Source organism: Neisseria sp. DTU_2020_1000833_1_SI_GRL_NUU_006, assembly GCA_032388755.1.
Lineage (GTDB): Bacteria > Pseudomonadota > Gammaproteobacteria > Burkholderiales > Neisseriaceae > Neisseria > Neisseria sicca_C.
Map to the genome: position 1 here is coordinate 445,208 of CP135593.1, position 23,421 is coordinate 468,628.

A 23,421-nucleotide genomic window follows, 5' to 3' on the forward strand; every position below is an offset into this window, starting at 1 on the left:
ATACGGCCTTTCCTGCAAGAAAGATTGCCATGGGCTACACACAACTGACCCAAGACGAACGATACCATATCCAATACCTGTCCCGCCACTGTACCGTCACAGAAATCGCCAAACAGCTTAACCGCCACAAAAGCACCATCAGCCGCGAAATCAAGCGGCACTGCATCCAAGGGCAGCAATACAGAGCCGATAAAGCCCAACGGCAAAGCCGGCTGACCAAACAGCGTAAGCGAAAACCCTATAAACTCGATTCGCAGCTGATTCAACACATCGACACCCTTATCCGCCGCAAACTCAGTCTAGAACAAGTATGCGCCTACCTGCGCAAACACCACCAGATCACACTCCATCACAGCACCGTTTACCGCTACCTTCGCCAAGACAAAAGCAACGGCGGCACCTTGTGGCAACATTTCAGAATATGCAGCAAACCCTACCGCAAACGCTACGGCAGTACATGGACCAGAGGCAAAGTACCCAACCGTGTCGGCATAGAAAACCGACCCGCCATCGTCGACCAAAAATCCCGCATTGGCGATTGGGAGGCCGACACCATCATCGGCAAAGGACAGAAAAGTGCATTACTGACCTTGGTCGAACGCGTTACCCGCTACACCATCATCTGCAAATTAAAGAACTTAAAAGCCGAAGACACTGCCTGGGCAGCCATTAGGGTATTAAGGGCATATAAAGCCAGAGTCCACACCATCACCATGGACAACGGCAAAGAGTTCTATCAACACACCAAAATAGCCAAAGCATTGAAGGCGGAAAACTATTTTTGCCGTCCTTACCATTCTTGGGAGAAAGGGCTGAATGAGAACACCAACGGACTCATCCGACAATATTTCCCCAAACAAACCGATTTCCGAAACATCAGTAATCGGGAAATACGCAGGGTTCAAGATGAGTTGAACCACCGGCCAAGAAAAACACTTGGCTGCGAAACGCCAAGTGTTTTATTCTTGAATCTGTTCCAACCACTGGTACCCTGGTGTTGCACTTGAAATCCGAATCCAAGGTGGCGTCAATGACGGCGGCGGATGCTTTCTCTACTTTTAAACCTTTTTCAGTCAGTTGGCAGTTAATCAGTTCGAGCAATTCGGACAGGGTGTCGTCTTGCGCCGCCGGTTACGGTAGCGGCATAAGGTGCTGTAATCGAGGATGCTCAGTTCGTCAAAACGGCAAAACAGGTTGAAGTCGATGCGGGTGATGAGGCTGTGTTCGAGTTCGGAATCGGAGAGGCTGTGCCATTGTCCGAGCAGGACGGCTTTGAACATGGACAGCAGTGGATAGGCGGGACGGCCACAGTGGTCTCTAAGGTAACGGGTTCTTTGACAATTCAGGTATAGTGGGAAGCGGTCGATGTGTTTGGCAATCATGGCTTGGGCGGTTTGTTGGAAGAAGGTGCTCATGAGAAATCCCCTAAATGTCTTGATGGGAATTTAGGGGATTTTGGGGAATTTTGCAAAGGTCTCGGCCTATGTAAAAAATCTTGGGTTAGTTAAAGAGTCATCAGCAATAAATTCTTTAGAGCCTTTGTTGTCATTGGAAGAGAAAAAGTAGCAAGGTAAACAAAACTTGGTAGCCAGTACAGAAAAATTCCAGCCATGGTTTGCCAGGCCGATGTACTAAGGTTCGTGTTGGAAAAATTTTTACTTAAGTTTGGGCCACATTTATTTTTTCACAGAGTGTTCTACTACTGTCTCATAAAAATAAAAAGATGAAGGACTGGTTTGCAAAGAATTATTTATCATTGGAGGAAGAGACTCTGAAAAATATGAGCGATATATAAAGATTTCGGAAAAATTTTTCTTGGGAGGTAAAACTTTTATTGTTTTGCCTCCCGAATTTTTTTGAAATTATAGATTTGGGAAAAGTGGAGCTATGATATGTCTTAGAGATTGCTTTTTTTGTTTAAAGCGCATACTTATATTTATATATACTATATAAGTACCTATTATAAGAATATATATATTATATATAGTATATATACATCGGTGATTTTGGAAATTTTGGCTGACTTCCCCCATCGGATTTGACACGACGGTCATCGGATTGTCGAGACGGGATTCAGTAAGAAGCCCGTCGGCATACTCCGAGTTTGGTCGTCAACCGAACGAGGGCGAAGCTGATTTTATGTTATCGGGTTCGGCTCGACAGCCTTCGGGTTGGTAGGTGGGTTGATGACAAAAGGGAAATAGTCGAGTATGCCAATATGAAGATGTATGCAAGCCGTTAGTTATGTCTGCCGAAGCAATAAATTCATCCTACACGGTACCAATGACCAATCGGGGGTTAACCAAACCAAGAGCAGATTCGCGAGATGAATCTGTCCACCCGATAATAAAAAGGCCACCCAATCAGGGCGGCTTGTTTATTGGCTGGCGATTTAGTTAATATTGGTTCCACCAATAATTATCAGAATTGTAGTTGGGATCCTAGGATACCGATGATGTTTTAGAAGGGCAGGGCTGAATATCTCTGGTTGAATGTAGATAGGTTATGGAAAGGATGTTTGATGCCTTGCACCTCCTCCACGAGCGCATTGATATCACTACGGGTCGAACGCAGTATCCACTGCTGTTCTGTTGAGCGTACTTGAAGTAGGGAAGCCCGTGTACCGTGCTCATCCCTTAGCGCCATCTGAACCCCGTCAAAAACGCTCTGTAGCTGCGAAAGGCCATACTCTAGTTTCAGCAGTTGTTCGGACGTGCATTTGTCGGGTAGGTTGCCTAACTGGAACGAACGGTTCTTTTTTAGTCGGGTTAGCGTATCGGTAAGCGTCATCATCAGCTGCTTCGTGTTATAGTCAATTAAAATCAAAATAGGACAGTAGCGCATCGTCAAATCGGGCGTAATCAGACAATACGGTTCGCAGATACCGCTTAATATTCGCCCACACCTTCCCAATCGGGTTGAGCTCGGGTGAATAAGGTGCAAGAGGCAATACCTTATGTCCCCATTTTTCCGCCATTTCCCGTAAGACACCCATACGGTGAAATCGCGCATTATCTAAAATAATCACCGGTTTTTGAGTCAATGCGGGCAGCAGGCATTGCTGAAACCACGCTTCAAAAAAGACTCCGGTCATCGTATTTTGATAAACCATCGGAGCAATCAGCCGGCTGCCGACTTGTGCGGACACCGGAGATAAGCGTCGGTATCTTTTTCCACTTATCTGCGCTTTCACTATTTGCCCTTTCGGGCTGCGGGCATAGGGACGGAACAGGTAGCGGTCAAATCCTGTTTCATCCAATAAACGCGTTGGCAGTCGGAAAATTCGGCCGGCTGTGTCAAATAATGCGTTACTTTGGCCGGGTCTTGTTCTTTGCAAGTGGCGGTCTTTTTTTGCGCGTCATCCCCATCTGTTTGAGTGCATAGCAAACGGCGGCTGGCGTACAATCAAAACGTTTGGCGATTTCATGCAGACAGGCATCCGGGTGTTGCCCAACATATTGAGCCGGTTTTTGCCTATCCAATTTGACGGCATTCAGACCGGTAACTTGATGTTTTAGGCTGCCTGTTTGTTTTTTAGGGCGAATCCACAGGTAAAGCGTGTTTCTTGACAAGTTAAACGTTGCTGCGGTTTAGCTGATGTTTTTGCATTGGTCGTAATAGTTTAAAGCTTTGTCCCTTAAGTCCGCAGCTGTAGAAACTAGTAGCGTTGTTTACAGTATTTCCAGGAGAATACTGAAACATGAACATGCACAAAAATACCCGCCTCACCCCGCACCACCGACAAGCCATTTGGCCGGCCTACACGCAGGGGAAGGAAAGCGTCACCTCCCCGGCACGCCGCTACCAAGTCAGCCGCGTCACCATCTACCGCGCCCTTAAAGCCGCAAGGGCCAAGCTGCTCAAACCGCAAACCAGTACCAACAACCGTTTCAAACAGGCAAAGTACGGAATGAAACGCTTGGCCAAGGTAGAACGCAGCATTCAGGAAAAACTCAAAAAGCAGGCCAAACGCTACAATAAATCCTACCCCGGAGAGCTGGTGCATCTCGACACCAAACGGCTGCCGCTGCTCAAAGGGCAGAAAGTCACCGATAAGCGGGATTACCTGTTTGTCGCCATCGACGATTTCTCAAGGGAGCCATACGCCGCCATTTTGCCGGACAAAACCGCAGACAGCGCCGCCAAGTTTCTGACCGAACACCTGATTGATCCCTGCCCATACCTGATTGAGTGCGTTTACTCCGACAACGGTACGGAATACAAAGGCTCGGCCAACCATGCTTTCGGTGTAGCCTGTTACGAGAACGGGATTGGTCAAAAGTTTACCCGGGTTGCCCGTCCGCAGACCAACGGTAAGGCGGAGCGGGTTATCCGTACCCTGATGGAGATGTGGCATGAGAAACAGTCGTTTGAGAGTCCGGAACATCGGCAAAAGGAGTTGTGCCGCTTTGTTAATTTTTATAACACTGTGAAGCCACACCGCAGTTTGAACGGCGATACGCCGTTTGAGGTCTTGCAGGCTTATTTTTCTCAACCTGTTGTGTAAACAACGCGACGATTTTCTACACAGCCCGCAACCGACTGGCAGGTTTACTATGCCTCGTATGTCGCCACCTATATCGAACGCGACGTGCGCCAATTGGTCAATGTCGGCAGCAGCGGCGATTTCACTCGGTTCATGATTGCTATTGCCGCCCGCAGCGGGGAGTTATTGAATTACAGCAGCGTGGCCCAGGAAATCGGCGTATCGGTGGATACCGTCAAGCGTTGGCTCACCGTGCTGCAAACATCGGGCATCGTCTATCTGCTGCAACCCTACGGCAACAACCACCTCAAACGCGCCATCAAAACCCCGAAAGTCTATATGCTGAACACCGGCCTGATGGCCTACCTGACCAAATGGCTGACGCCGGAAACCATTCAAAACGGAGCCAAGAGCGGGCAGTTTTTTGAAACCTTCATCGTGGGCGAAATCATCAAATCCTTCCACAACCAAGGCCAAGAACCGCCGATTTATTTTTACCGCGACACCAATCAAAAAGAAATCGACCTACTGATCGAACATCAGCAGATGCTGTATCCCGTTGAAATCAAGGCTACCGCCAATCCCAATAAAAAAATGGCCGCCGCTTTCAACCTACTGCGCAATACGCTGCCGGCAAACGAATTGGGCATTGCCCACGGTACGATTATCAACCAGTACCCGCAAAAAATCTGGTTGGCGGAGAATTTGGTTGCCGTGCCTGCGGCCTATGTTTGAAGCTACCGAAACCGCCCTTCAAGGAATGAACCATGCCCAACACCCTCGACACCCCCATCTCATCCGAACATCCCCACGACAGCACCCTATCCCCCTGCAAGCTCACCGACTGGACCTTCACGCGCTACCACACGCCCGGCAAATCCGAGTATGCAGTGGTGTACGGCACGGTCGCCCAAGACGGGGCGGGACGCTTTGCCGCAGGTGGCCGAATCCGCACTTCGCCCGTTACCCGATGGGCAGCACCGCTGGCCCATACGCACAACTCGATGTACTGCTTGCCTGAAGGTGCAGGCTGCTTTTGCGACCTGCCCGCAACCTTGCAGCCTGTCATCGACTGTTTGGGCATCGATCCTGCCGAAGCGGTCGTTATCCTGCAAAATGCCTTCATGCAGCCTGCACATGCCTTGCCTGAAACCGCCTGTTTCGGCGTTCCGGTGATGCGGCCGGCAGGGCAGGGCGATTGCCCGGTCGTCATGGAACGCCACATCGCCGAATTGCCGTTCTACCCGTTTTGGCGGGACAGCAGCATCGGTTCCGCCCAAAGCCTGATAGACGGACAAGCCGCCGTGTTTCTGCACGATTGGAACGCATTCTGCCGCCGGTTTGTTCGTACTGGCAGACACCGCGGCCAAACCGACTACACAGGCAATCAGGCGGAAGACGGCCAATACAGCTATTTCGGCCTGCCGATTGTGCATACGCCAGAACAGGATAATGCTCCTGCCATATCGGAAGTCGACATCGCCAAACTACCGTTTTACACCTATTGGCACATCGCCTGCGCTTCCAATGTGCACCGGTTAGCAGACGGCACACGCGTTGTGCCCCTTGCCGATTGGGAAGCCTTCTGCCAACGGTTGGTATTGACCGGCAGATAGGTGGGCAAAAAAGTGCAGGCTGCTTTTTATCGCCCCAACCCTGTTTCAGACGACCTCTAAAGCAGCCTGCACCTTATTTTTCATTGTCAGATGACCAGAAACCGAGTATCCCATGCCTCAAACCTATTTCACCGCCGACTGGCACTTCTCCCATCCCAACATCGCCCAATACTGCCCGCAATTCCGCTTGCAAAGCGATAACGCCGACGAGCTGAACGAATACCTGATCGACTGCTGGAACCGCGTTGTTACCCCGCAAGACACTGTGTACAACCTCGGCGATGTCTGTTTTGCAAAAAAGCCCGCACACATCGAAGCCGTGCTGCAACGGCTCAACGGGCAACACCATTTGATCTACGGCAACCACGACTACCTGATTCGGCAAAACGAAGCACATTTCCTCAACACGCGCAAAGCCGACGGCCATCCGTTGCTCTCGTCCGCCAGCCATTACCTGCGGCTCAAACTGCCCGAAATCAGCAATACCGCGATTTTGTGCCACTATCCCTTATACGAATGGGACGGCATCCACCACGGCCTATACCACCTCTACGGCCATCTGCACGACCGCATGGCCGCCGTCAAAGGGCGTGCCCTCAATGTCGGCTGGGATATGCACGGCCGTTTCCTGACCGCACAAGATATTGACAGCTTCCTGCGCGACCTCCCTGCCGTGCAGTATTTCGACGACAAGCAAAACGTTATTGTCGGCAACAGCACGGAAGATGCGGCTGCAAAAGTTCGGGCGAGATTGGCGGCATTGAACCAATGAGCTTTTATTTTAGAAATGAATTTTCAGGTAGCCTTGAATAGTGCAGGCTGCCTGAAAAACAGTCGGCAAAACAAAAGGACGGGTTTCCAATCCGTCCTTTTTGCATCAGCAATACCGCCAAGTGTCCCGCATAAAATGAATGATCTCGTTTAACGGCACAGGCGAAAGCGTAAACAGCTTGTCCCCTTCCTGCTTCTCCACTTCCAAAATCAACATACAGCCTTCCGACAACTTCCCCGGTCGGTCAAATTCCAATTCTTTGATTTTGACCAACCGGATGATGCCGTTGTCCGCCAAGTTCTGTCGGTATGCCTCGCCCGTGTGCCCGTAAAAATGGTAGGTAAACGCCAGCTGGTCCAGCACATCGGCAATCTCTTCCGCGCCGTAACCGCTTTGGCTGTCGGCAAACCGTTGCGGGCGTTCTCTTCTTTGCTCGGCACTTTCCATTGGTGCTGGGCGATGAGTTGGCCGTTTTCGTTGTAGTCGAAGCAGGTGATGCTGTGGCGGTTGGCGGCGCGGACGAGGCTGCCGTCCAAGTCGTATTGGTAAGCGGTTTCCTGAACTCGGTCGCTGCCGTCGCGGGCGAGGGCGTGGATTAAGCGTCCCAATATATCGCGTTTGAACTCGGTCATCCGCAGCGGGGTTTGGCTGTCGAGGTCGTCTGAAAGCGGGACAGCGTCTTTTTTGGGGACGGGCTGTCCGCCCAGCTGCGCCATCAGTTTGGCGGCAAGGGAGGCGTCGTCGCCGAATTCGCGCTGCTCGACCAGCTCGTTGCCGGCGTTGTAGCGGTAGCCGGTCAGCTTATGGTCGAAACCGCTTTCGGCAATCAGGCGGTCGAGGACGTCGTAGGCAAAGCGGTAGCGGGCACCGTTTTCATTGGTGAGGCCGACCAGGCGGCGGGCTTTGTCGTAATGGTAGCCGAAGGTATGCCCCAGCGCATTGGTGCGTCGGGTCGGCAGACCGTCTTGGCCGTATTCGTAGGAAGTGGTATGGCCTTCGCCGTCGGTATGGGTTTTCAGACGACCTGCGGCATCGTAGCCGAAGGTTTCTTTGCTGCCGTCGGGATAGAGGGCGAGGGTAAGGTTTTGGTCGGCGTCGTAATGGTATTCGGTGTGCTGTCCCAGCGCATCGGTAATGCGCGCCAGCTGACCTTCGGGGGTGTAGGCCAGACGGGTTTCGTAACCGGAGCAGTCGGTAATGAGGTCGGGCTGGCGGTTTTCATTATAGTGATAGGCGGTGCTGCTGCCGTTGGGATCGGTTACCGACAGCAACAGACCGTTGCCGGCGTATTCGAAACGGGTGGTATGTTTCAGCGGGTCGGTATGGGTCAGCAGGTTGCCCGCTTCGTCGTAGGTATAACCGTCATAACGGCCTTCCGCATCGCTTTTACGGATCAGGCGGTAGCAGTCGTCATAATCGAAATGCAGGATGGCGCCGTCGGGGCGGACGATGGCCTCTACCTGCCCCTCGTTGCTGTACTGATAACGGGTAACGCGCCCCATCGCATCGGTATGGCTGAGCAGACGGCCCAAACCGTCGCGCTCCATCAATACGGCGCTGCCGTCGGCAAACACCCGTTTGGTCAGCTCGTTGTTGTAATCGTAATGATATTGCTCGGTACGGCCCAACACGTCGGTTACCTCGGTATAACCGTCGTGATAGGTAAAGCGCCATTCCTCGCCCAAAGAAGTCCGGTTGCGCAACACCTTGCCGGTCGGAGTGTAATGGTCGTATTCGTATTCCGACACCAATCCCGCCGCATCCGTGTGCGACACCATCAGATTGTTTTTATAGCCGAAGCTGCGTTTGACGTTGCCGTCGCGGCCGATGACGCGCAGCAGGTCGCCGCTGCCGTTGTATTCGTAGCGGACCAGCGGGCTGCCGACCCGGACCGTTTCGCCGAAGACGGGCAAACCCTCCAAGAGCGACACCGACAGCAGCCGCATTTTGGGCGACTGTTCATCCGCCACATTGCCGAAGTTCAGCGAGAACCCCCGGCCGTTGCCGTCGATGACGTATTGCGGCAGACCGGTCAGCGGATGATAGACGAAACGCTGATGGTTGCCGTTGGCGTCTTCCACCGCCACCAGCGGGAAGAGGGTGGAATCTTCGTCCGAACCGTCTTCCGCGACCACCAAAGGCGCAAAACGCAGCGCTATCGAACCGTCCAGCGACGCAATGACATAATGCCCGTCCGGATTTTTACTGAACCAAATCTGTTCGCTCTCGAACAATACCGGTTCCTCATCGTCTTCATCGACTTCCGGCAGCGGGAACAAACGACCCTGTTTAGGTCGTCTGAAAAGATTTTCAGACGACCTGATAAGTCATTGGAACAAGAGGCTGCGTGCGTGCCTTGGGATATGCACTCTATATGTATGCAGGCTACGGCTTGCTGTATAGTTTTTTCATTTGAGGATCAAATTTGTTTTGAACCATCAAAATTTGTATCTAACCCATCTATATATTTCTCAAAATCAAGGTTATATAGTTTTTTTAAATTTCTAATCCAGATAACAAATTCAAAGAAAATCTTAATATTTTCATCAGTTATTTCAAATATACCGTTGTCTTGATGAGACTCTTGTATAGCTAAGATAATTCTCTTAAATATTTCTTTATTTTTTCTAATTTCATCAATAGGTAACGTTTGTAATCTATCAATAAAAAGTAATTCATCTTCAATACTTAAAATAGAGGGTAAGTTTTCCAATTTTTCATTTAGTTTAAAAATAGAATTCATATTATTTCCTGGTTAATATGGTGAATTTTTTAAAGGTATATGAGCTCCATTAGGGTCAGATTTAAATGGTCCCCATGTACCATCGGTTCTTAATGATCCTTTGGGACCTGTAATTCTGACAGTTGGTCCCTGAGCAGCATTGGATGTAGGAAATTTCACCTGTGCTGCGGGATTTGCACCATGCCCATGAACGGAATAAGTACCATCATTATATTTAAATCCACCGTTGGGGAATTTTTGAGGATCTGATTTCCATTGATTTTGCAAATTTTGTTTCTTAGCCCATGCCTGAATATCCTTATGATCTACTTTACCATTTTTTAAGAGTTTATCAGGGGATTTTGGTTTACCTAAGTTTTTGCATTTTCCAACACATTGTTTAGCAGCTTTATATCCCATCTTTCCTACTTTAGATAAGAGACTTATCGCTACTCTTCCAGCAACTAATAAGCCGGAAAGCAATGCGGGAATAAAAGCCCATAATCCCAATGGGTCAACCCACCCCTTTACATTCGGTGCAAACGCATACAGATTCCCCCCACCCATCAACCCAATCGGATCCTGATTTACAAACCGACCCGCATCAGGCTCATAATACCTAAAGAAGTTGTAATGCAGCCCCGTCTCACGGTCGGCGTACTGGTTTTGCAGGCGGGTCGGCTGATATTACATATCAAATAATCATATTCTTGGATATATAACTGTGTATTGATCTCCTAACTCCAACTTGAGTTTTTTAAATAATTTTTCACCTTCGTCTTTAAAAATATTTTCTTTCTCTATATTTTCAAATCCAGAGTTTAGAGGTTCATCTATATTTAAGGTTTCATCATATTTATTTGCCCACCCCAACAATTCTTCAGCAAGAGACTTAGATATTGGTAAAGAATATGGATCTATATTTCCAAAATTATCATCATCCATACCCCATATGGGAAAACATTTATAGTCAGGCATTAATTTAATTTTTTTCATTTTATCGTCCTATCTTATTACTCTACCTGCCGGATTTGCACCGACAATAAACCCGTTACTTCCAGTAGTAACCGCGATACGGCTTTTCTGCCCGTTTACCATTACTTCATAAATAGGCCTTCCCATATCTTTTCCTTGATGACCAACAATTTTTCCTTTTGTTACTGCATCCATTACGACAGATGGTACTTGTTCCCTAGATACCCCTATACGAGCAAAATCATCCCCATGTCTTTGGAGAATATGCTCTAACCCTGCCTTAGCATTTCCCTTCTCTAGAAAGACTACTTTTCCTGAGGCATCTCTTCCGGTAGCAATCAAATCATCAGGACTAAATTTTACTCCTTTAGATTTTAATTCGTTGACGTCTTTAGGATCAACTTTACATTTACTACACTTAGATTTAGAAAAAACTTTAGATATTAGTTTGTGAATGGCCTTGAAAAGCCCAGCTCTTAAACCTAAGGTATCAGTCCAAATGTTTATATTCGGAGCAAACCAATACAGATTCTCCCCACCCAACAACCCAATCGGATCCTGATTCACAAACCGACCCGCATCCGGCTCGTAATACCTGAAGAAATTGTAATGCAGCCCCGTTTCACGGTCGGCGTACTGGTTTTGCAGGCGGAACGGTTGGTAAGCACTATCCGTTACCTTGGTTTCCTCTTTCAGACGACCCCAGCCGGTGTAGTTGCCGAACCACAAGAGCTTGCCGTCCTTATCGGTCATCTCGCGCGGGATGCCGATTTGGTCGCAGTGGAAGTAGTGGGTTTGTTGTCGGTTTTCGCCGTCTTCGTTGGTCCGGTTATGTACCTGCGCCAGCGGTTCGTAGGAATCCGGGTCTGCGTAGATATAGGTATATCTGCCGTCCGGCTGGATTTCCTGCAAGAGATGGCTGCCGTCCCAAACGAAGCGGGTTTGGTTTTCGAGGCTGCCTGAAACTTCTCCGTCTTTCAGACGACCTTTGCCTATCCTTCTGCCCAAGGCATCGTAGGTGTAGGACCAAGTTTCTTTTGTGCCGTCCTTTTTGAAGATTTCGGCTTTAACCAGTTGGTCGTGCAGGTCGTAGAAATAGTTCTGCACTTCGCCGTCGGCCAGCTCGCGGTGGATGAGGTTGCCGAAATTGTCGTAGTAATAGGTCGTGCCGTTGTAGGTTTTCAGGCGGTTATCGGTGATGGCGGCGCGGCCGTCTGAAAGCGGCGCAGTCGTTTTGCCCTCTCCCCGACCCTCTCCCACGGGAGAGGGGGTAGGGTATGGTTTGACCTTTTCCGTCGGGATGTCGAGGATATTGTGCGCAGGGTCGAAGGCGAACAGTTCGTTGCCCGCTTTTGTGATCCTGCCCAGTTTGTCGTACTCGAACCGGGTCGTTCCCGTCCGCTGGTCGGTGCTGTGGGTCAGGTTGCCGGTGCGGTCGTAGCCGTAGTTGCGTTTGACGGCGGTTTGGCCATAGCCCGCCGCGACTTTGGTTTTGCCTTTGCCGCCTTCCGTCAATTCATTGAGGGTGGCGATTTGCCGTTTCAGACGACCTAAGGGGTCGAGTTCGTAGCGGCTGGCGAGTTTACCCTGTGTGCGGTAGATTTCGCGGTGCAGCTGATCACGTTCGATGTCGGTGATGACTTCGTCGTCGAGGCTAATTTGGTGCAGGTGGCCGCTGCCGTAATACAGATAGTTGATTTGTCTGCCGTCGGGCAGGACGGTGGCGGTGCGGTTGCCGTTGAAATCGTAGTGGTAGCGGACGGTTTCGGTAACGGGCAGGTACAGCATGTCGTACTGCGCATCGCGCCAGTCGGTGTCGGGCAAACCGTTTTGAGCGTTCTCTTCTTTGGACGGCACCTTCCATTGGTGCTGGGCGATGAGCTGGCCGTTTTCGTTGTAGTCGAAGCAGGTGATGCTGTGGCGGTTGGCGGCGCGGACGAGGTTGCCGTTCGGGTCGTATTGGTAAGCGGTTTCCTGAACCTTGTCGTTATCGCGGGCAAGGGTGTGGATTAAGCGTCCCAATACATCGCGTTTGAACTCGGTAATCCGCAGCGGGGTTTGGCTGTCGAGGTCGTCTGAAAGCGGGACAGCGTCTTTTTTGGGGACGGGCTGTCCGCCCAGCTGCGCCATCAGTTTGGCGGCAAGGGAGGCGTCGTCGCCGAATTCGCGCTGCTCGACCAGCTCGTTGCCGGCGTTGTAGCGGTAGCCGGTCAGCTTATGGTCGAAACCGCTTTCGGCAATCAGGCGGTCGAGGACGTCGTAGGCAAAGCGGTAGCGGGCACCGTTTTCATTGGTGAGGCCGACCAGGCGGCGGGCTTTGTCGTAATGGTAGCCGAAGGTATGCCCCAGCGCATTGGTGCGTCGGGTCGGCAGACCGTCTTGGCCGTATTCGTAGGAAGTGGTATGGCCTTCGCCGTCGGTATGGGTTTTCAGACGACCTGCGGCATCGTAGCCGAAGGTTTCTTTGCTGCCGTCGGGATAGAGGGCGAGGGTAAGGTTTTGGTCGGCGTCGTAATGGTATTCGGTGTGCTGTCCCAGCGCATCGGTAATGCGCGCCAGCTGTCCTTCGGGGGTGTAGGCCAGACGGGTTTCGTAACCGGAGCAGTCGGTAATGAGGTCGGGCTGGCGGTTTTCATTATAGTGATAGGCGGTGCTGCTGCCGTTGGGATCGGTTACCGACAGCAACAGACCGTTGCCGGCGTATTCGAAACGGGTGGTATGTTTCAGCGGGTCGGTATGGGTCAGCAGGTTGCCCGCTTCGTCGTAGGTATAACCGTCATAACGGCCTTCCGCATCGCTTTTACGGATCAGACGGTAGCAGTCGTCATAGTCGAAATGCAGGATGGCGCCGTCGGGGCGGACGATGGTTTCCACCTGCCCCTCGTTGCTGTACTGATAGCGGGTAACGCGCCCCATCGCATCGGTATGGCTGAGCAGACGGCCCAAACCGTCGCGCTCCATCAATACGGCGCTGCCGTCGGCAAACACCCGTTTGGTCAGCTCGTTGTTGTAATCGTAATGATATTGCTCGGTACGGCCCAACACGTCGGTTACCTCGGTATAACCGTCGTGATAGGTAAAGCGCCATTCCTCGCCCAAAGAAGTCCGGTTGCGCAACACCTTGCCGGTCGGAGTGTAATGGTCGTATTCGTATTCCGACACCAATCCCGCCGCATCCGTGTGCGACACCATCAGATTGTTTTTATAGCCGAAGCTGCGTTTGACGTTGCCGTCGCGGCCGATGACGCGCAGCAGGTCGCCGCTGCCGTTGTATTCGTAGCGGACCAGCGGGCTGCCGACCCGGACCGTTTCGCCGAAGACGGGCAAACCCTCCAAGAGCGACACCGACAGCAGCCGCATTTTGGGCGACTGTTCATCCGCCACATTGCCGAAGTTCAGCGAGAACCCCCGGCCGTTGCCGTCGATGACGTATTGCGGCAGACCGGTCAGCGGATGATAGACGAAACGCTGATGGTTGCCGTTGGCGTCTTCCACCGCCACCAGCGGGAAGAGGGTGGAATCTTCGTCCGAACCGTCTTCCGCGACCACCAAAGGCGCAAAACGCAGCGCTATCGAACCGTCCAGCGACGCAATGACATAATGCCCGTCCGGATTTTTACTGAACCAAATCTGTTCGCTCTCGAACAATACCGGTTCCTCATCGTCTTCATCGACTTCCGGCAATGGGAACAAACGGCCCTGATCGTCGATATAGGCCAATCCCGACGCATCGCGGATGATACGTTGGCAGCCCGGCACGCTCCAGCCCTCGCCGAGCCAGCCGGTACCGTCTTGGTCGGAATAATAGCTGCGGCTCCAGACCAGCGGCAGGATGCCCTCAAAAGCAAAGTCGGTTTCTTTCTCCAAAAACTTCAGCCCGTGTATCGGATTGACCGGGCGGCCGGCAGCGGCGGCGGCTTTACAGGAAATACAGGGTTTGGGCGGCAGTTTCTTTTTGAACTTGTTGTTCATGTGGAACATATCGCCGGCGCGTATGATATGGCGCTTGCGGATTTTAACCGAAGAGGAGTGCATCATCGGCCAGGCGGGTTTGGTGGCGGTGCGGGAAAGCACACCCTTGCGGCCCGGAAGGGCGGGTTCGTCGCCGGTGGTGCGGTTGGTTTTACTGGCCTTGAAGACGAAGGCGGGCTTGCGGTTGAGGCGGACGTCTGTGGCGACGGTTTGGGCACCGCCTAAGTCGGCGAAGAGCGGGAAGGGGATGGGCGGTGTGACAGGAGGAGCAGGAGGGGGCGGCCAGCAGAAATCGGGGACGGTAAAGACGACCCTGAAGTCACTGCTTTTACGGGCGATTTTATTGAATGCCATGGCGGCTTGCTCCTGTTAGGGGATGGGGTCGTCTGAAAGCTGGATGAGTAAGGGTTTAGGGTTTCAGACGACCTATTTGTGGTTTATGCGTGTGCTGCCAAAGATGGTGGGATTGGGATAAATTCATCCTGTGAATCCCGACAAGCTTGGGCGGCCGCGATTTGATCTGCCCGTTCGTGTCGGGCGATGAATCTGAGCTGGCATGCCGCAATTTCCAGCTCCTCCGGAAAAGATGTGCGGTAGCTGCAATCAATGCGGCGTTGTTCTACATCGACGAGGATGGTGTCCAATACCATATCTTTGCACAATGACGAGTTGTTTGCCGTATGGGCGTGGACGAACACGGTCTCTACCGGCAAATCAACGGTAAATCGTTGGTTGGGTGCTTGGAAGGACTGCACCATACCGGTAAAGGTCAGTTCGTAAATATGGTTGGGTTTCAGATGGGGAAGCTGCAACGAGGGATGGGCGCCGTTCCAATAAGCCATAGAAAAATCTTCAGGCAGTAGCGGGGCGCGGTTGGCTATCCATTGCGCATCGGCAGTGCCGGTATGTTTGGCTCGCAGTGCGAAATAACGGGGCATAAAGCCGAAGCCTTCGGGCGAGGCCTTATCGGACGGATCTCGCACGGGGTGTGCAGGGTCGTAGATTTGATGCGCTTTCAGTGTCCGCTTGAACCCGTTTTTTTTGAGTTCGGCCTTCGGATAGTAGCCGATACCGATGGCGTTTTGTTGATAGCCTTTGTGGTCGTCTTCGACTGCGCTGCCGCCAAAGGCAAACTCATAGCGGATAGGCAGGGAAAGGATGAGGTCGGGTTCGCTCAAAGACCATCCTGCCGCCTCCCGCACCCAGTAACGTTCCCCGGTAAGCGCCAGGCTTTTTTGGTAATCGCCGATTCTTACGGATACGGTAAATTGCCGAGAGGGAACGTCGTCGGGCGCATAGGCGGTGGCATTGACGACCAAGTCGGTTTTGGGCTTGTAGAGGCTGAAGTCGCTTTCAAACTGAGTCGAGGTTTGCGAGGGATCGCCGTAATAGGTATCGGCAAACGTGAGCGGCGTTTGCTTACGGGCAAACGCAAGCTCCGTTTTTCCTGTTTCCGGGTCAATTTCAAACTCGTAGCTGACTTTGGCGACGACTACATCATAAGCCCGATCTGTTTGGTCGATATTTTTAAACTGCTGCGTATGAAAGCAGGTAAAGTTCTGCAACTCAAACATGGCGTATCTTCTCTAGTTGATATCGACTTTTTTGCCGTCGATGTCCACTACTTTGGTGCCGACGATCTTGATCGTTTTGCTGACGATGCTGATTTTGTTTTTATCAATCAAAATCATGGAACTACCGACTTGTATGGTAATTTTCTTGCCTGCGGACAAGGTGATGTTTCGACCTGCGTTGAGGCCGATGTTCATACCGGCGTTGAGCCCCATCACTAAGCCGACGCTATGCATTTCTGCACCGACGACATTGGTCATCCAGCCTGCACCGACGTTCAACATATAGCCGGCACCGATGTTGGTCATCTGACCGATGCCGACATTGTTCATGCCGTTTAGACTGACGGTTTCCTGTTTGTTGCCGCCGATACTGCTGATTTCGTTGACAACAACGGTCTTGTTGCGGTTGGCACCGACGGTCAGCGCTTGGTTTTTGCCGACAGCAACGTTCTGGTCTTGTCCGACGGTCAACGCTTGGCTCTGACCTATGCCTACTTTTTCGTTCAAGCCAACAGAACGGCTGCGGTTTTTACCCACGTTGACACTTTGGTCTTTACCTACGCTGGTACTTTGATTGTCACCAACACTAATGCTTTGGTTTTGGGTAATGCTGGAAGTCTCGTTTTGACCCACCGATTTTGTGCGGTTTTGGGTAATCGAAGCCGTTTCGTTTTTTTGGACGGTTTTCGCCCGATCGCCTACTACTGTAACGGTTTCGTTGTTACCGATCGTGGTGGTACGGTCGTTGTTAACGTTGCGGGTTTCGTTATTTTTAACCAGCGAGGTCAGGTCTTTTTGCGCTTGGAAATTGACCATCTCGGAACCGGCAGTATCGTTGAACATCAGTTCATTGAAGTTGGCCAGTGGCGAATTAAAACTTTTACTTTTGATGCCTGACTGCTTAGCCGCAGCAGGAAAGCCCCATGGTGGCGACATTGCGCTGTTGTACAGACGGCCCAGTACAATCGGTCGGTCGGCATCTCCGTTGATGAAGTCAACCAACACTTCTTCACCGATACGCGGAGTGTTGATAGAACCGTATCCCGCGCCGGCAGAACCTTGCGTTACCCGAACCCAGTTGGAGCTGTTTTCATCCATTTTGCCGTAGCGGTCCCAATGGAACTGGACTTTAATATCACCATACTCGTTGGTGTAGACCTCTTCTCCGGCAGGGCCTGTTACCGTCGCCGCTTGTGTGCCCAAAACTTTGGGTTTTGGCGTTTTAAGGGGAGGGCGGTATGGGTAGGATTTGGGTAATACGCGGAATGAAATTCTGAATTTGCCGATACGGTCGCCGGTAGTATAGCCGGCTTCTTCAAAATCATAATCTGCTTTCAGAATGGTGTATTCGGTATTGGATGACGAGTGCGGGTGCTTACTCAGGGTAAACGTATAACCCGGAGCCACCGTCAATGCAGTACCCGAACCGGTAATGATCTTGGTTTGGCTTTTCAGATCTTCACTGCGTACCTGACTGTAATTTTGTGCTTCGGAAACATCGCTAAAGCCGGTATAAAAATCATAATGTTCCATCGGGACAGAACTGAAATCGTGAACCGAATCAGAAGATTTCATCGGGACTTTAGCGTTTGTATAATTGTATTCTTGGGTCACGAACTGGCTGGATTTCAGGGCATCACGCTCCTCCCAAACATCGATATAGGCGATGTTGGGTGCGCCGGGTGCAGTATTTTTGGAATGGTAAGGAATATTAGGAGAAGGGATGGCTTCCAGAATACCCACATCATCAGCAATAACCAGCTCGTGCGAGCCGTTGCTGTGGGTAAAATAATAGTAAATGCCTTCCTGTTCAAATAGGCGGCTCAGGAAGTCAAAACTGTTTTCCTGATATTGGACACAAAAGCCCCTTGTACGATAGCTTTTTTGGCATTTTACTTGGAAAGGTAATCCGAACGGGGACAAGACTTCATTGGTAATATCCAGAACAGACTTATCGACAAATACCCTGCTATCGGTGTTCTGCGTGAGGTACCACATAAACGGACGGGCTGTGCAGGTATAGGCATGATAGTCTTCTTCATCTTCATCTTCGCCGATATAGCCGAAGTCAGTCACCAAACCGTTCAAATAGCGCGGACTGCCTGCTTCTGTATCAATTTCCAATGTTATAGGCTGACCGATAATATCTTTGCCTTGTAAATTGGAATCTTTGGAAACCAAAGTGATATTAAATTCAAAAAGGTTGGAAACAAATTCCGTTCCAAGCATTTTTTTGAATAAAAGTTGTGATCCCAAAGGTGTATGAGCAATTACTGTTCTATTCATTTCGGGAAATTCCTTGTTTACATTAAAAACCAATTTCGCTTCAGTGTCAGATTTTCTATTTTTCAATCACACACAGGACTGTGGCAGAAACTTGTTGGAATATGTGATTTCAGACGACCTGCTTACATTCGCACTACGACCTTCAAACGCACTGAAAATTCCTTAATTTATTTAAATTAAAGGGGTTGAAGGCTGTAGAAGTAGTAAATTCAAGCACAACGTTTTTGCCTTGGATGTTGTATTCGACAACGGTAGTGTTTCCTGTTTGACGAATGATTTTTCCTTTTTCAATCAGACGGAATATTGACCATTGTCCGGTTGAGCTGATACCCGCACTATTGATTTGCGGAGAGGAAACATCGATTTTTGCCAAGGCATTTTCTTCTTTTGAAGGCCAGGTAAAGGTTGCAGGATTGACTGGACCGTGACTGTATACATAGCTTTTCCCTGCATAAGAAATATTCACACTTTCCAGGCTGGAATCAAGGAGCAAGACCTTGACTGTAAAGTCAAAAGTAGGGGTTTCAGATCCTTTGTCGAAATATCCTTGTCGGATTGTTGCAATGTCGTTCAGTTTGGAAAAACGGTCTTTAAATGCGCTGTTTTTGGCCGTTAATGTTTCCAGTTTCTCTGAACGAGCCAATACGGCGGCCTCCCCTGACAAATTGGTAAACTTGCTGTACATGCCGTTTGGACCAAATATATTGCTGAAGCTTTCCAAGGCAACATTGGTCTCAGAACCTCTATCAAAAGGGTATCCCTGTTGATGTATTTCTTGGCAACTGTTTGTTACGGTTGCCAACTGTTTTTCCAAGGTGGACATAAGTTTTTCATCGACAATCTTGTCGGTGTTTTTCAAAATAATCTCAGAAAAACTGTCTAACATTGGGCGGAAGGGCATAGGAAGCCGGTTTACTTCAGCTTTGTATTTCACAAACGGATCATCAGGAGGTAAATCTACGCCTTTTTCAACTGCAACATTAACGGCAACCAAATAAACGTACAGATCATTAATGGCTTCAGTAACGCTGTTAATAGCCGGAGGTTGATCGTTTGTGGTTTCAGTTAAGCTATGGAAATCTGCAAAAGCATCATCAACGGGAGTGGCCAGTTTTAAAGCAGACAATTCATTTTTTACATTAGCCTCTCCTTCAGCATCTAGGAGCTTTGACAGTCCTGCTCTATTTAACCAGTCAGCAATTTTACTGTCTGCTTTATCCGTTATCTTTTTATCAATGGTAAGCGTCGTATTGTCGCTGATACCTTTGATGATATTGACTAAAGGAGAATTTTTCTCTGATAGAAGCTTGGCAATCTGAATACTTTCTCGAGATGACTTGGGCGTAACCAATGACAAATCAGACAAATAGTTATTCCATGCCTTGATGTAATTGCCGAAATAAAGCTTTTGAGCACCTGAAAGAACAGAAGCTTTGCTTTGGCTTTGTGATGCATAACTACCCAATACCCAGTTGTCTTCATTAAAAAACTGTTCTGCCGACTTGACCATAGTAGGCAAGACTTTGGTAATGTAAGCCTCTTTGGTATAAATGAAGTTAATCGGTTCTTTTAAAGCTCCGCCGGTTTTACGACGAAACAATAAGTGGCTTTGTACGCCGCCCATGCTTGAAAAAGAAACAGGTGTGATTCCTTCTTTGCCTGAGAGAGCAACTGTGTTGATGGTATCTTCCAGTACCATAGTGGCAATATCTCTTTGTGCAATTTCCTGCCTGCGGCGTTCTACCATTTCTTCATCATAGGGTACGCTGGGAGTAATGCTTTGTTTGGAAAGTATTTGGTTTAAAGCTTTCTTAAGAGATTTTTTCTGTTGCTCACTCATACCTGAAGATTCTGCTTTAGACAAATTAGTCATCAGCCAGTTTTGCATAAAAACGGCATCAAAATGTTCTTTGTCGTACATCATCAGATAAGCTTTTAAAGCATTGTAGCCATTGATTTTATCTGAACCGCTAGTTGTACGCAGAAGTTCATCTAATTTGAAGCTGATTAAAGGCATCACGTTGTCTTGAAGGATTCTGCGGTAGGCTGATTCTCCAACGTCTTCCATGTGCCCGCCTTGATAAAGGCCCATACGATAGCTGAGGGGAGGGGAAGACAGATCGGGAATCTCTCTACTGCTGGTTGTATCTTTGACATGTTCTGCAAATGTTACTGCTTTAAGCAGGTCAGGAGCTTCTGTGTATTTCTTCGCCTCTTGCCCCAGTTTGGTTGCTTTATCGCCAACCTGCTCAAGATATGAGCGATTATTCGAATAACTATTCAGCATCATGGCTAAGCAGGCAGTAACTATGGTGACAATGGCTCCAATGCCTAACCAATAGAGCATTTGCTTTTTAACAAACCAAGATTTATTTTCTCCCGCCAGGTTTGCTTCACTAAGGATGACGTCAGAGAACAGTCTGTGCAGGAAAAAGCTTCTCTCGTTATTTTGAGTTTTGGTTCGATCCGAATCCAAGTATTTTTTCGATAATTGGAAATCGTTTTGCAAGCCATCCAAGATGGGATTGAAATGTTGTCCCGTTTGGGTACCACTTGAGAAATAAACACCTCTCCAAGAGATAGGTTGCTCAAATTTTGAAGATTTAGATAACTCTTTAAATAGAGAAAGCACCGCCTGATTAAGACGTTCAAATTCTTCAGGAAAAGCAAAAGCTGCGGCTTTATCTTCAGAAGACTCCAATTGGTGAATAGTGCCCAACATAGAGGAGCGCAATTTATCCACAACTTCTGATAAAGCGTTGGAAGCAGTGGCAATAGGAGTCTCCATCCCTTCTGTATCAGAAAGAGAAATACCTAAATATTGGTTTCTTTGTTCTTCCGTCAGATGATCGAAGAATTTGTCAAAACCATGCAGCAAATCCAGTTTGGTTATCATAAGATAAACAGGGAAATGTATACCTAATTTGGTATGCATTTCGTGGATTCTTTTGCGAAGTTCTGCAGAAATTTCGGTAATATTGGTTTTACCGCCTAAAAGGTCGTCCACTCCTACGGTAACTACTACACCATTGATAGGTTGTTTGGGACGGTAGCGCTTCAGCAGGGAGACAAATTCTTCCCAGTCGCTGGAGTCTTTATTGCTGTGGTTGTCATGTAAAGACAATCTGCCTGCAGTATCAAGAAGTACGATTTCATCTGATAAAAACCAATCGCAATCGCGTGTTCCTGCCAAGCCGCTTACAGATGTTCCTAAAGTGCTTTCTAGGGGGAAGTTGAGACCAGAGCGTTTTAACGCCGTTGTTTTACCGGAGCCTGCAGCACCTAAAACAACATACCACGGCATTTGATAAAGATACTGACCTTCTTCCAATCTCGCCAATAAACTATTTTTAGATTTGGAGAATTTGGCGTTTTTCAGTATCTTATCCATTTCAGCAAACTGACGGCTCATTGAGCTGACATCGCTTGCATTTTTCAAGATGGGTTCTTGCGCTGCACGGATTTCCTTCAGTAAGGCAGCGTTTCGGCGTGACTCACGATATTGGCGAAATATGGCTTTAGCTAACCAAATGCCGATAATGGCTGCACATACGGCAAGGCGAATGGTCTTGTTTGCTAAAGGACGGATTTCACCTATGGAAATCAGTGGACCGATAAACCATACCAATATAATCAGACCGGCGATACCCAGCATTACCCATAAAGAACGGGAGCCTAGAAAATAAAGAATTTTTTTCATATTTGTTTTTCCGTATCAATCCAATTTCAGATTATTGATGTGTACTTACATCACTGCTTGGCTGAGTAGTGGAAGTATTGGTTTTTACTTCTACTGCACTACCCAGTTTGGGGCCGGTTCCAGTTGTGAATAAGGTGATTTCAACCCTTCGGTTTTTGGCTCTATTTTCCAAAGTATCATTTGGGGCAACAGGATCGGTCGAGCCACGTCCCTCTGAACGAATACGAGCTCCGCCATTTTTGATGTAATTCAATAAAATTTCTTTTACTGCGTCTGCACGAGCTTGAGAGAGATGCCAGTTGGATGGGAAGTTCAAGCTCTGAATGGGCTGATTGTCTGTATATCCGGTCACTACGATTTGTCCTTCTACGCTATCCAAAGCTTGGCTGACTCTAGCCAAGACAGGGTAATACTGGTCTTGGATTTGCGCTGAACCAGACTCAAAAAGACCATCACCCAAAATAGTAACCGTACTTCTGTCTTGGAAGTCTTCCACAGAGACTAGTTTTCTAGCAATTTCATTTTCCAATAAAGGCCGTAACCGGACGGTGCCTTGTGTTTCTTGCTGTTTGGCTGTGACAGGAGGAAGTTTTAGATTGTTGACTTTTGTACTGACAGTATCAAAATCATCGCCTAAAGACCATTGCATAGCAAAGTAGCCTACTCCCGAGACAACAGCTCCTAAAACACCTATTACCCATAAAGGAATAGTAAGTCTCTGTTTTCTCTGGATGGTATTTGTAATGATTGGATTGTGTTTGAAAAGAGCAGCGGTTTGATCTGGCCTTTTGCTGTGGATTAAGGCAAGCAAGTCTCTCTTGATTTTGTCGATTTCAAGTTCGCCACTGTTTAATACTTGATATTTGCCTTTGTAGCCAAATTGCAAACATAAGTACATGAACTCTAATAAATCAATATTTTTATCCGGATCCTGCTTTAGATTTTGAATAATCTCAAAAAAACGCTCTCCGCCCCATGTTTCGTCATAGAAAGATACTAACAGGCTGTTTTTGGACCAAGTTTCATCTGCCCAACCCGCACGAACAGCCAATTCATCTACGAATGTACATAGGCAGTATTTTGCAGCCCGGATAGCGTCGTACCTTGCTCCTTTTTTTTCAGCATTTTCTTCAAAATTATTGATTAGGATAGAAAATTTATTGATCAAACTGTCGGTAGACAATTGACTGGTAGTTTGCTGCATCGCATTGACTAAGATAAAAACCGGTTTGGCAGCCTCAATCAAAGGGTTATAAATATTTGCGATGCCGTGTGCAGCATTATTCTGGTTATCCATAATGAAATTCCAAATTAAACC

At 48.9% G+C, this 23,421-nt stretch carries 15 protein-coding genes and 3 pseudogenes; 5 read left to right on the plus strand and 13 right to left on the minus strand.

Translation table 11 applies throughout. The annotated features are described in order from the left end of the window. The first annotated feature begins 29 nt into the window (after positions 1 to 29). On the plus strand, positions 30 to 1,007 hold the full coding sequence (locus tag RSJ68_02085) for an IS30 family transposase (GenBank protein ID WNU97573.1): 978 nt from the start codon (positions 30 to 32) through the stop codon (positions 1,005 to 1,007). A gap of 10 nt (positions 1,008 to 1,017) precedes the next feature. Here RSJ68_02085 and RSJ68_02090 read toward each other — a convergent pair. From RSJ68_02090 to RSJ68_02100, 3 genes and pseudogenes are all read right to left on the minus strand, one after another. Then, positions 1,018 to 1,415: pseudogene (locus tag RSJ68_02090) on the minus strand (transposase). Positions 1,416 to 2,460: 1,045 nt separating this feature from the next. Beyond that, a complete protein-coding gene (locus tag RSJ68_02095; GenBank protein WNU97574.1) occupies positions 2,461 to 2,793 on the minus strand; it encodes a hypothetical protein in 333 nt (110 codons plus the stop codon). A 19-nt stretch (positions 2,794 to 2,812) separates the two neighbouring features. After that, positions 2,813 to 3,599, minus strand: a pseudogene (locus tag RSJ68_02100) (transposase). A 101-nt stretch (positions 3,600 to 3,700) separates the two neighbouring features. Here RSJ68_02100 and RSJ68_02105 point away from each other — a divergent pair. From RSJ68_02105 to RSJ68_02120, 4 genes are all read left to right on the plus strand, one after another. Next, positions 3,701 to 4,507, plus strand: coding sequence for an integrase core domain-containing protein (locus RSJ68_02105; GenBank protein WNU97575.1), 807 nt, complete (start codon positions 3,701 to 3,703; stop codon positions 4,505 to 4,507). Positions 4,508 to 4,591: 84 nt separating this feature from the next. After that, complete coding sequence (locus RSJ68_02110) at positions 4,592 to 5,221, plus strand: DUF4143 domain-containing protein (GenBank protein ID WNU97576.1); 630 nt, start codon at positions 4,592 to 4,594, stop codon at positions 5,219 to 5,221. Positions 5,222 to 5,253: 32 nt separating this feature from the next. Further along, positions 5,254 to 6,102: a hypothetical protein gene (locus tag RSJ68_02115; GenBank protein ID WNU97577.1), complete on the plus strand. Its 849-nt coding sequence runs from the start codon at positions 5,254 to 5,256 to the stop codon at positions 6,100 to 6,102. A gap of 112 nt (positions 6,103 to 6,214) precedes the next feature. Then, on the plus strand, positions 6,215 to 6,874 hold the full coding sequence (locus RSJ68_02120; GenBank protein ID WNU97578.1) for a phosphoesterase: 660 nt from the start codon (positions 6,215 to 6,217) through the stop codon (positions 6,872 to 6,874). 209 nt (positions 6,875 to 7,083) lie between these two features. On the opposite strand, the gene RSJ68_02125 is transcribed toward RSJ68_02120, so the two are convergent. The 10 genes and pseudogenes from RSJ68_02125 to tssL form a co-directional block, all read right to left on the minus strand. After that, positions 7,084 to 9,153, minus strand: coding sequence for an RHS repeat family protein (locus tag RSJ68_02125; GenBank protein WNU97579.1), 2,070 nt, complete (start codon positions 9,151 to 9,153; stop codon positions 7,084 to 7,086). 140 nt (positions 9,154 to 9,293) lie between these two features. Next, a complete protein-coding gene (locus RSJ68_02130) occupies positions 9,294 to 9,617 on the minus strand; it encodes a hypothetical protein (GenBank protein WNU97580.1) in 324 nt (107 codons plus the stop codon). Positions 9,618 to 9,629: 12 nt separating this feature from the next. Then, on the minus strand, positions 9,630 to 10,106 hold the full coding sequence (locus RSJ68_02135; protein WNU97581.1) for a hypothetical protein: 477 nt from the start codon (positions 10,104 to 10,106) through the stop codon (positions 9,630 to 9,632). A 51-nt stretch (positions 10,107 to 10,157) separates the two neighbouring features. Further along, a pseudogene (locus tag RSJ68_02140) lies at positions 10,158 to 10,268 on the minus strand (RHS repeat-associated core domain-containing protein). A 30-nt stretch (positions 10,269 to 10,298) separates the two neighbouring features. Then, complete coding sequence (locus RSJ68_02145; protein WNU97582.1) at positions 10,299 to 10,592, minus strand: hypothetical protein; 294 nt, start codon at positions 10,590 to 10,592, stop codon at positions 10,299 to 10,301. Between the two features lie 9 nt (positions 10,593 to 10,601). Next, entirely contained in the window at positions 10,602 to 14,897 is a 4,296-nt protein-coding gene (locus RSJ68_02150) for a PAAR-like domain-containing protein (GenBank protein WNU97583.1), read from the minus strand. An 83-nt stretch (positions 14,898 to 14,980) separates the two neighbouring features. Next, positions 14,981 to 16,117, minus strand: coding sequence for a DUF2169 domain-containing protein (locus RSJ68_02155; GenBank protein WNU97584.1), 1,137 nt, complete (start codon positions 16,115 to 16,117; stop codon positions 14,981 to 14,983). A gap of 12 nt (positions 16,118 to 16,129) precedes the next feature. Then, on the minus strand, positions 16,130 to 18,403 hold the full coding sequence (gene tssI, locus RSJ68_02160; protein ID WNU97585.1) for a type VI secretion system tip protein TssI/VgrG: 2,274 nt from the start codon (positions 18,401 to 18,403) through the stop codon (positions 16,130 to 16,132). Between the two features lie 142 nt (positions 18,404 to 18,545). Beyond that, complete coding sequence (gene tssM, locus RSJ68_02165; GenBank protein ID WNU97586.1) at positions 18,546 to 22,103, minus strand: type VI secretion system membrane subunit TssM; 3,558 nt, start codon at positions 22,101 to 22,103, stop codon at positions 18,546 to 18,548. Between the two features lie 31 nt (positions 22,104 to 22,134). After that, the gene (tssL, locus tag RSJ68_02170) at positions 22,135 to 23,400 is read right to left on the minus strand and encodes a type VI secretion system protein TssL, long form (GenBank protein WNU97587.1); all 1,266 of its coding nucleotides are present in this window, start codon (positions 23,398 to 23,400) and stop codon (positions 22,135 to 22,137) included. Positions 23,401 to 23,421 lie beyond the last annotated feature (21 nt).

What these genes read in the sequence shown, in the direction of transcription:
- RSJ68_02085 (WNU97573.1), top strand. Translation starts at nt 30, where the DNA reads ATGGGCTACACACAACTGACCCAAGACGAACGATACCATATCCAATAC.
- RSJ68_02095 (WNU97574.1), bottom strand. Translation starts at nt 2,793, where the DNA reads ATGATGACGCTTACCGATACGCTAACCCGACTAAAAAAGAACCGTTCG.
- RSJ68_02105 (WNU97575.1), top strand. Translation starts at nt 3,701, where the DNA reads ATGAACATGCACAAAAATACCCGCCTCACCCCGCACCACCGACAAGCC.
- RSJ68_02115 (WNU97577.1), top strand. Translation starts at nt 5,254, where the DNA reads ATGCCCAACACCCTCGACACCCCCATCTCATCCGAACATCCCCACGAC.
- RSJ68_02120 (WNU97578.1), top strand. Translation starts at nt 6,215, where the DNA reads ATGCCTCAAACCTATTTCACCGCCGACTGGCACTTCTCCCATCCCAAC.
- RSJ68_02130 (WNU97580.1), bottom strand. Translation starts at nt 9,617, where the DNA reads ATGAATTCTATTTTTAAACTAAATGAAAAATTGGAAAACTTACCCTCT.
- RSJ68_02145 (WNU97582.1), bottom strand. Translation starts at nt 10,592, where the DNA reads ATGAAAAAAATTAAATTAATGCCTGACTATAAATGTTTTCCCATATGG.
- RSJ68_02150 (WNU97583.1), bottom strand. Translation starts at nt 14,897, where the DNA reads ATGGCATTCAATAAAATCGCCCGTAAAAGCAGTGACTTCAGGGTCGTC.
- RSJ68_02155 (WNU97584.1), bottom strand. Translation starts at nt 16,117, where the DNA reads ATGTTTGAGTTGCAGAACTTTACCTGCTTTCATACGCAGCAGTTTAAA.
- tssI (WNU97585.1), bottom strand. Translation starts at nt 18,403, where the DNA reads ATGAATAGAACAGTAATTGCTCATACACCTTTGGGATCACAACTTTTA.
- tssM (WNU97586.1), bottom strand. Translation starts at nt 22,103, where the DNA reads ATGAAAAAAATTCTTTATTTTCTAGGCTCCCGTTCTTTATGGGTAATG.
- tssL (WNU97587.1), bottom strand. Translation starts at nt 23,400, where the DNA reads ATGGATAACCAGAATAATGCTGCACACGGCATCGCAAATATTTATAAC.